6 protein-coding genes are annotated in these 8428 nt (G+C 74.1%); 3 read left to right on the top strand and 3 right to left on the bottom strand.

What is annotated here, in order from left to right:
* Nucleotides 1-98 precede the first annotated feature (98 nt).
* Nucleotides 99-1430 carry an MFS transporter gene (locus J0670_RS22175; RefSeq protein WP_207813398.1) on the bottom strand — a complete coding sequence of 444 codons (1332 nt, stop codon included), beginning with the start codon at nt 1428-1430 and terminating at the stop codon, nt 99-101.
* Nucleotides 1431-1760: 330 nt separating this feature from the next.
* Here J0670_RS22175 and J0670_RS22170 point away from each other — a divergent pair, with 330 nt between their 5' ends.
* Entirely contained in the window at nt 1761-3395 is a 1635-nt protein-coding gene (locus tag J0670_RS22170; RefSeq protein WP_207813397.1) for a hypothetical protein, read from the top strand.
* A 10-nt stretch (nt 3396-3405) separates the two neighbouring features.
* On the opposite strand, the gene J0670_RS22165 is transcribed toward J0670_RS22170, so the two are convergent.
* Nucleotides 3406-3924: a VOC family protein gene (locus J0670_RS22165; protein WP_207813396.1), complete on the bottom strand. Its 519-nt coding sequence runs from the start codon at nt 3922-3924 to the stop codon at nt 3406-3408.
* Between the two features lie 135 nt (nt 3925-4059).
* On the opposite strand from J0670_RS22165, the gene J0670_RS22160 reads away from it, so the two are divergent.
* Both J0670_RS22160 and J0670_RS22155 read left to right on the top strand, forming a co-directional pair.
* Nucleotides 4060-5229, top strand: coding sequence for a hypothetical protein (locus J0670_RS22160; protein WP_207813395.1), 1170 nt, complete (start codon nt 4060-4062; stop codon nt 5227-5229).
* Between the two features lie 224 nt (nt 5230-5453).
* The gene (locus J0670_RS22155) at nt 5454-6938 is read left to right on the top strand and encodes an alkaline phosphatase PhoX (protein WP_207813394.1); all 1485 of its coding nucleotides are present in this window, start codon (nt 5454-5456) and stop codon (nt 6936-6938) included.
* 88 nt (nt 6939-7026) lie between these two features.
* Here the strand turns inward: J0670_RS22155 and J0670_RS22150 are convergent.
* Nucleotides 7027-8428: CdaR family transcriptional regulator (locus tag J0670_RS22150; protein ID WP_207813393.1), on the bottom strand; the 1402-nt coding region annotated here is incomplete at its 5' end.

Here is an 8428-nt window from a genome sequence, read left to right as displayed (position 1 = left end):
GGCGGCGGGCGAAGCGGAGGGGGCAGATGGTGAGGCGCGGAAACGCCGCTGCCCGGGACTTCTGTGGGAGTCCCGGGCAGCGGCATTGTTCGTGGGGGTCAGGCGGTTTTGGGCTTGCGGGCGACGGCGAGGGCCAGGGCGGCACAGGCGAGGGCGGCGAGGGCGGCGAAGCCGCTGACGGCGGGGAGGAGGCCGTAGCGCTGGGCGAGGGCGCCGAGGGCGATGATGGGGGCGGAGCTGCCGAGGTAGACGATGATCCAGAGGGCGGAGAGCTCAGAGCCTCGGCGTTCCGGGTCCATCGCGGTGACGGCGGTGGTGAACAGCGAGCGGAAGGCCACGCCCTGGCAGATGCCGCCGAGGATGCTGCCGATGAAGAGCAGCGCCGGGGTCCCGGTGTACTGGGCGGCGACGACGAGACCCAGGCCCGTGGCGAGGCCGGTCATGCCGAGGGCGGTCACCACGCGGTCGGTGGTGGGCGGGACGATCAGCTGGGTGGCGGCCGAGGAGCCGAGCAGGAGGGCGGCCACGATCGCGCCGACCAGCTTGGAGTCGGTGTGCAGCAGCTTGGCGGCGAAGGCAGGGGCCAGGCTGAGGTAGACGCCGAACACCGCGTAGGAGATGAATCCGGCCGTGGCGGCGAGCAGGAACTCGCGGCGGCCGGTGCGCGGCAGCCGCAGGCGCTGCGGGCGCAGGTGGGTCGGGGTGGTGATGCGGGGCGGCGACGCCGGTGGGCGGTTGCGGCCGGGCATCCGGGGGTGCACCAGGGCGAGCGGCACGCAGAGCGCGAGCAGGGCGATGGCGTGCAGCAGGAAGGGCGTCAGCAGCGGGTCGGAGCCGCCGGCCAGCAGCGCGCCGACCACCGGGCCGAGCGCGACGCCGCCCGCGGAACAGGCGAGGGTGATCTTGGGGGCCAGGGCCGGGTGGTCGGGCAGGAGGTCGCCGAGGGCGGCTCCGGCGGCGCCGGTGGACAGGCCGACGGCGATGCCCTGGACGGCGCGGCCGGCGGCGAGCTGCCAGAAGCTGCCGGAGGTGGCGAACACGACGTCGCCGACGGCGGCCAGTGCGACGGCGGGCAGGATCAGGGCGCGTCGGCCGAGGTGGTCGGACCAGTGGCCGACCACGGCCAGCACCGGGACCAGGGCGAACACGTAGATCGCGAAGAGGATGGTGGTGTCGAGCGCGGTGAGGTGCAGCCGCTGCTGGAGGAGGGAGTAGATCGGCGTCGCGAGGTTCGCGCCGATCAGCATCAGCAGCAGGGCGGCGGCCACCAGGCCGACGCGGACGCCGCGCAGCGCGTTCCAGCGGCTGATCGCGGCGAGCTGGAGCTGGGCGCGGGGCGCGAGCTCCAGGGGAAGCAGGGCCTCCGACAGTCGGCGTCCGTCAAGCTGCGCGGTGCGCAGGCCGGAGCCGGCGGGGGAGAGGTCCGCCATGGCAGGGTTCTCCTGTGGCCGGGCACCACCGGGGCCGACGGGGTGTGCCGACGTGCCCGTCCGGTGGCGCTGTGGTGTGGCCGCGGTGCGGGGCTCCCGGTGGGGCGAGGTGAGCTGAAGAAGAGGGGCTTCATTGCCCGGTGGCCCGTACGGGGTGTGCACGGCACCACTAGCTCGAAGGATAAAGGGTGGGCGCACGCATACGGCGCGCGCCCCTGCGCACGCCCCTAGAGGCCGGGCATCGGGGGTGCCCGGCCTATACGCTGAGTAGGTAGATCGAGTACGCGGAGCTGTTCGAGCTGACCGCTGGCTGAGGGAGTGCACACGACGATGGCCGGACGACGTCGGAAGAACGCGGGAGCTTCGGCGGGGGAGGGCGCGGCCGAGGCGGTCCTGCCCGCCGACCTGGAGCTCCAGGACCTCTACGGGGCGTTCGCCGCGCACGGGTTGGACGACGAGGACCTGGACGACGCGGCCGTCCTGGTACCGCCGGTGAAGCTGCCCGACGAGCGGGAGCTGGCCGAGCAGGCGAAGGCCGTGCCGATGTTCGGGTACGCGCTGGCGCTGGCCCGCTGGGCGGCCCCGCACCGGGCGGTGGACGAGTTCGGCGACCTGGTCGAGGCCGACCGGGCGCCCGTGGCGCGGCTGCTGGGGCTGGCCCCGGCCGAGGGCGAGGTGCCGGAGGAGGCCGAGGTCGAGGCGCTGCGGGCCTGGTCGCTGGCCTGCGACCTGGACCTGGTGGAGCTGGGCACGACCGCCGACGGGGAGCACGTCGCGGTGCCGGGGCCGGACCTGGAGCCCGCCGAGCAGGGCGATCCGGAGACCGTCCTGGAGCTGTGGCTGACCGCCGCGGGGATCGTCCGGGAGCTGGCGGTGGAGGCCGACTCGCTGCCGGAGGAGGAGGGCGAGGAAGCCGAGGAGGCCGGGGAGGCCGGGGAAGGCGAAGAGGCGGAGGACGAGGACGCGCTCTCCGAGGTCGAGGAGGCCCGGGACGCCGCCGCCGAGCTGCTCGACGAGGCGCTCCAGGTGCTGTACGAGACCACCGCCTTCGCCGAGCCCGGCAACGAGACCGTGCCGCTGGGCGTGCTGGCCGCGCTGCTGGTGGTGCCGGAGGGCGAGGAGCCGAGCGAGGAGCTGCTGGGCGACATCACCGATGTGATGGTCGCCCTGGACCCGATGCTGGGCGACCTCGCCGAGCTGGGCCTGCTGGACTACCGCCCGATCGACCCGGAGCTGTTCGACGAGGAGGAGGGCGAGGAGCCCGCCGTCGTCGGCGAGGCGCCGCTGGACGAGGAGGAGTCGGCCCGCTTCGGCCTGGTCCGGCTCACCCCGCTCGGCCAGTACGGCATCCGGCAGTGGCTGCTGGAGGACGGCTACGACGCGCCGCTGGTCGGCGAGCTGGCCCAGGGCGACGCGGCCGAGCTGCTGCGCGGGGTGTGCGAGTCGACCAACGTGCTGCCGGAGGAGGAGCTGAGGGTCTGGGTGTCCGGCCGGGAGCCGGAGGCGGCGGCGCGCGAGCTGCTGGCGGCCGCGCGCGGCTCGGACGCGTACGGCCCGCTGCGGCGGATGCTGTGCGTCTCGGCGCTCAACCTGCTGGGCGCGGGCGCCGAGCCGGCCGCCCGGGAGGTGCTGGACGACCCGGAGCTGGGCGGTGCGGTGCGGGCCTGGCTGAACGCGCTGGGCGTCGCGGACGTGCCGGTGCCGGACCGGGCGATGGCGCTGTGGACGGTGGTCGACACCTTCGCCGCCCAGCTGCTGGACAGCGGCGGCGATGCCGAGCTGCTGCGTGAACTGATCACCGACCTGCCGGTGAACGGCGACGCGGCGAGCTGGTTCGGCGAGCTGTGGCGGGTCGACCACCCGTACACGGCGGACGTCCTGGAGGCGATCGGCGAGCTGCACCCGGACCGGGCGCTGGCCAAGGAGGCGCGCAAGGCGGCCTTCAAGGCGAGGTCCAAGAAGTAGGGCCGGGGCTCTAGGGCAGGTCCAGCGAGCCGTCCTCGGTGAAGGGGAAGAACGGGTTGTGGGCCAGCTCCCACAGGTGCCCGTCCGGGTCCTCGAAGTAGCCGGAGTAGCCGCCCCAGCTGGTCGGGACCGGCGCCTTGACCACCACGGCGCCGGCCTCGACGGCCGTCTCCAGCGCGGTGTCCACCAGGGCGGGGGACTCCAGGTTCACCGCGAGGGTGACGCCGCGGAAGGAGGGCTCGCCGGCGGCGGGCACGCCCGCGTCGGCGGCCAGCTCGTCGGTGGGGAAGAGGCCGAGCACCGAGTCGGCGGTGCGGAACCAGACGATCTCCGGGCTGGAGGCGGTGGAGCGCCGCCAGCCGAGGGCCTCGTAGAAGCGGGCGCTGCGTTCGAGGTCGGAGACGCCGAGGGTGACGATGCTGATCCGGGCGGGGAAGGCGTGCTGCGCCGCGTTGCCCTGTACTGCGTCGCTCTGTGCCGCGTTGCTCAGTGTCGAGTTGTTCTGTGCCGCGTTGCTCTGTGCTGTCATGCCGCCAGCGTAGGGAGGGCGGCTGACAACCGGCCGCCTGACACGGCCACCGCCCCCGCACGGCAGCCGAGCTGATGACCCGGCAGCTCCGGGCACGTAAGGTGGCGTCAGCGGTGCGGGCGCGAGGACTCGGGGGTGCGGCGGAGGATGGTGCGGGAGAACGACGGCAGGCCCGGGGAACGGCACGACGGAGGGCCGGGCCCGGCCGGGCGGGACCGTATCGTCGAGCCCCTCGTCGAGCAGGAGGAGTTCTCCCGCCGGACCTTGGCGGCGGCCGACTTCCCGGTGTACGGCGTGGCCGCCGGGCCGGCCCTCCACGGCGAGGCGCTGGCCGCCTTCGAGACCTGCGGCGGCGAGCTGAGCTGGGTCGAGGTGCAGTCCGGCGACTGGAACTCGCCGGTCGGACCGTACGTGACCGTGCGCACCTACCGGCCGGGGGCCGAGCTGACCGAGGTGCTGCCCGAGCTGGAGGACGTGGTCGAGGACGAACGGGACCGGATCTACGAGCACTTGGGGATCGACGAGGGCGACGGCCCGGGCCGGGTCCGGGCGCTGCGCGAGTGGATCACCGTGGACGGCGAGCCCTGCGCGGTCGAGGTGCACGAGGACCGGCCGGTGCCCGACCGGGAGCCGGACGCCGCCGGGCCGGTGTGGGCCGGGCGGCTGCGGGTCGGCGGGCTGACCGTGACGGTGTGCGGGCGCGGGGTGGCCCCCGGCGGCGTGGAGCTGGGCGCGATCGGGGACTTCGAGCGCTACCTGGGCGGACGCACCGAGCTGCTGCGCGAGCTGGCCTCCCGGCGGGCCCGGCGGATACCGGTCGAGGAGCGCGAACTGCCGCCCGTGGTCGGGCTGGAGGCGCACCGGGAGGTGATCGCGCAGAGCATCGCGGAGAGCGCCGCGATCGAGGCGCAGGTGCGGGTCGGGCGGACGCCGCGGCTGCCGCGCGGGCTGCGCGGGGACGCCTGCGTGGTGCGCTGGGAGGCGGCGGTGCGCCAGCAGATGCGGCTCGCCACGGAGACCCGGGAGGAGGCCTCGGCGGCGGTGACCTCGATGGTGAACCACCTCAACCGGCTGTCCCAGCAGACGCAGTGGCTGATCGGCACGCCGGCGGGGGAGGCGGCGGTCGAGGAGGTCATCCGGTACACGGTGTTCGCGAGCGAGGTGGCGAGCCTGCCGGCCCAGCGGGCCTGGGAGCGGCTGTGGCGGGAGCGGCCGGGCGGCGGGGCGGAGGTCAGGGAGGAGCAGCGGCTCGCCGAGGAGCTGTGGCTGGAGGCCTGGGAGCGGTGGCGGGCGGGACGCGGCTGACCTTCGCGCGGCGAAGTGCTCCGGCCTGGATGCGGCGAAGCACCCCGGCCTGAGTGCGGCGAAGCGCTCCGGCTCGGGTAAAGAGCCGACCATGAGGTGGTCATCGGTTGGCAAATGGCCGCCTCCGCGTGAGATGGACGCCATGCCGGGTTCACCCCTGCGGCGGAGCCTGCTGGACGTCGACGCCCCTTCTCGGCGCCCCGCTCACCCCAGGAGTTGCTGCCATGTCGCTGTCCCGCCGGAACTTCGTCAACCGTTCCACCCTCGCCGCGGCCGGCATGCTGATCGCCGGCGGTGCCGAGGCACTGGCCAGTGCCCCCGGCGCGATCGCCGCCCCGGCCGGCGGCGAGGCCCCGGTCGCCGCCGGGACCAACGCGGCGGGCGGCGCCGCGATCGGCTACGGCCCGCTGGTGCCGGACCCGGCCGGACTGCTGTCGCTGCCGAAGGGTTTCTCGTACAAGGTCCTGAACCGGGCCGGTGTCACGAAGCTGCGCACCGGCGAGTTCACCCCGAGCAACCACGACGGCACCTCCGCCTTCGAGGACGAGCGCGGCGGCAACCTGATGGTGGTCAACCACGAGCTGGCCGGCGCCCGCGCCAACTGGCCGCACCCGGTGCCGCTGATCGAGGGCCATGTGTACGACCCGGGCGCGGCCGGCGGCTGCACCATCGTGCACGCCAAGCGGGACGGCTCGGTCGAGCAGTGGGTCGGCATCGCCGGCACCGCCACCAACTGCGCCGGCGGTGTGACCCCGTGGGGCACCTGGCTGTCCGGCGAGGAGACCGAGGACAGGGCGGGCAAGAACGGCTTCACCAAGGACCACGGCTACGTCTTCGAGGTCGACCCCTTCGACGACGACTACAACCGCGACCCGCAGCCGATCAAGGCCTTCGGCCGCTACGCGCACGAGGCCGTCGTGGTGGACCCGAAGCGCGGCCACGTCTACCTGACCGAGGACGCCTCCAACCCCAACGGCCTGCTGTTCCGCTGGACCCCGCCGGCCGGCTTCAAGCACGGCCGCTTCCAGCTGCGCAAGCTCGCCGCCGACGCCGGTGTCCTGGAGGCCTTCAAGGTCTTCGACTCGCAGGGCAAGTTCGTCGACGACCTCTCCCGCGCCACCAAGGTCGGCACCGTCTACGGCGCGGACTGGGTCAAGGTCCAGGACCGCGACGCCAGGACCGTCTCGGTGCGCAAGCAGTTCAAGGAGGGCGAAGTCACCCGGGCCCGCAAGCTGGAGGGCATGTGGTGGGGTGACGGCGGCTTCTACTTCGTCTCCAGCTACGCCCGCTCGGAGAGCCCGCTCCAGCACGACGGCCAGGTCTGGTTCTACAACCCGAACCGCCGCACCATCACCCTGAAGGTGCTGCTGGGCGTCAACAACGACGTCTGGGGCGACCACGACAACTACGACGGCCCGGACAACATCACCGTCTCGCCGTACGGCGGCCTCGTGATCGCCGAGGACGGCGAGGGCGTCTCGCACCTGTTCGGCGCCACCGAGGACGGGCTGGTCTACGCGATCGCCCGCAACGAGCTGAACATCGGCACCGCCGAGAAGCCCGAGTTCAGCGAGTTCACCGGGGTGACCTTCTCGGACGACGGGAAGACGCTGTTCGCCAACATCCAGACCCCGGGCATCCAGCTGGCCATCAGCGGCCCGTGGCGCCGACTGAACGAGCACAAGAGGGGCCAGGGGTACGGCGAGTGACCATCCGTCAGGCCTGACGGTTCAGGTCTGAACCGCCAGGTCTGAACCGTCAGGCCTGAACGGTCGGTCTCGAAGCGGCTGCCCGCGGCTACTCGTCCGCGGGCAGCCGCAGTTGCAGCATCGCCAGCAGCCGCTGCTGCGGCTGGGCGAGGTCGATGCCGGTCAACTGCTCGGCGCGGCGCACCCGGTAGCGCAGGGTGTTGGGGTGGATGTGCAGGGAGTCGGCGGCGACCCGGACCTCGCCCAGCGCGTCCAGCCAGGCCAGCACGGACTCGGCGAGCCGGGTGCCGTGCCGGCGGTCGTAGGCGGTGAGCGCGGTGAGACGGGGGTCGCGCAGGCCGCCGCGCTCCTGGAGCAGTGCGAGCATCTCGCTGACCAGCACCTCGGCCTGGACGTCGATCAGCGCCGCGACCTCCAGGTCCACCCCGCCGCGGCCCATCGCGTCCAGGATGCGGTCGGCCTGGGCGCGGGAGTCCGGGACCTGGGCCAGGCCCTCGACGGTCGAGCCGATCGCGGCGCGCAGCGAGATGCCGAGGTGCTCCCGGGCGGCCGTGACCACCTCGGCCGCCCAGTCGCGCACGGTGGTCATCGGCAGGCCGGACGGCAGTTCCGGCAGGAGCACGTACACCCGGGAGTCGATCGGGGCGAGCAGCGCGGTGCGGTGCCGGGCGGCGGTGTGCACCGAGATCAGGCCGGTGACGTCGGAGCGGTGCAGCCCCTCGGTGGTGTGGGCGCTGTACGCCAGCACGGTGGCCGGGCGGCGCAGGTCCAGGCCCAGGTGGGTGGCGAGCGACTGGGGGCCGGTGGAGCCCTCCAGCAGGCCGGTGAGCAGGGTCTGGGTGAGCCGTACGTCGGCGGACAGTTCGCGGCGGCGGCGCACCAGTTGGGCGGCGGCGACCCGGGCGGCGCCGACCAGGGCCTGCTCGGCGAGCGGGGCCAGCGGCTGCGCGCCCTCCTGCACCCAGATGGTGCCGAGCGGCTGCGCGCCGGCCCGGATGCCGACCGCGAGGCGGCGGCGCAGGCCGAGTTCGGGGTGCGGCTCGACCGCGATCGGGGTGTCCGAGCTGCGCAGGTGCTGGAAGATGCCCCACTCGCGGAGCTTGGACAGGTACGGCTCCGGGCCCTGCCAGCCGAGGATGGACAGCCGGCGCAGGTCGTCGACCTCGTCGGAGTCCGAGGAGCGGGAGTAGGCGAGCACCCGGCTGGAGGTGTCCTCGATCGAGACGATGCCGTTGGTGAGCACGGCGACGGTCTGGGCGAGGGAGAAGAGGTCGCCGGCGTTGGGCTCGGGGGCGCCGGGCGCGTCCGAGGCGTCGGGGCCGGCGATGATCGCGCGGGCGAGCGAGTCGAGGTGCTCCCAGCGGGTCTCGCGGCGGACGGAGAGCAGGGCGACGCCCGCTTCGGTGGCGGCCTCGCGCAGGGCGTCGGCCTGGCCGGGGCCGTCCAGCTTGACGGCGACGGCGGCGGCGCCGGCCCGGCCGGCCGCGCGC

Source organism: Streptomyces sp. FH025, assembly GCF_017427025.1.
In the GTDB taxonomy this organism is placed as follows: Bacteria; Actinomycetota; Actinomycetes; order Streptomycetales; family Streptomycetaceae; genus Kitasatospora.
Note: the sequence above shows the minus strand (reverse complement) of the source record. Positions and strands in the feature narration are given on the sequence as shown.

Excerpts from the sequence above, each read along its gene's own strand:
- J0670_RS22155 (WP_207813394.1), top strand. The coding sequence starts at position 5,454 with ATGTCGCTGTCCCGCCGGAACTTCGTCAACCGTTCCACCCTCGCCGCG.
- J0670_RS22175 (WP_207813398.1), bottom strand. The coding sequence starts at position 1,430 with ATGGCGGACCTCTCCCCCGCCGGCTCCGGCCTGCGCACCGCGCAGCTT.
- J0670_RS22165 (WP_207813396.1), bottom strand. The coding sequence starts at position 3,924 with ATGACAGCACAGAGCAACGCGGCACAGAACAACTCGACACTGAGCAAC.
- J0670_RS22170 (WP_207813397.1), top strand. The coding sequence starts at position 1,761 with ATGGCCGGACGACGTCGGAAGAACGCGGGAGCTTCGGCGGGGGAGGGC.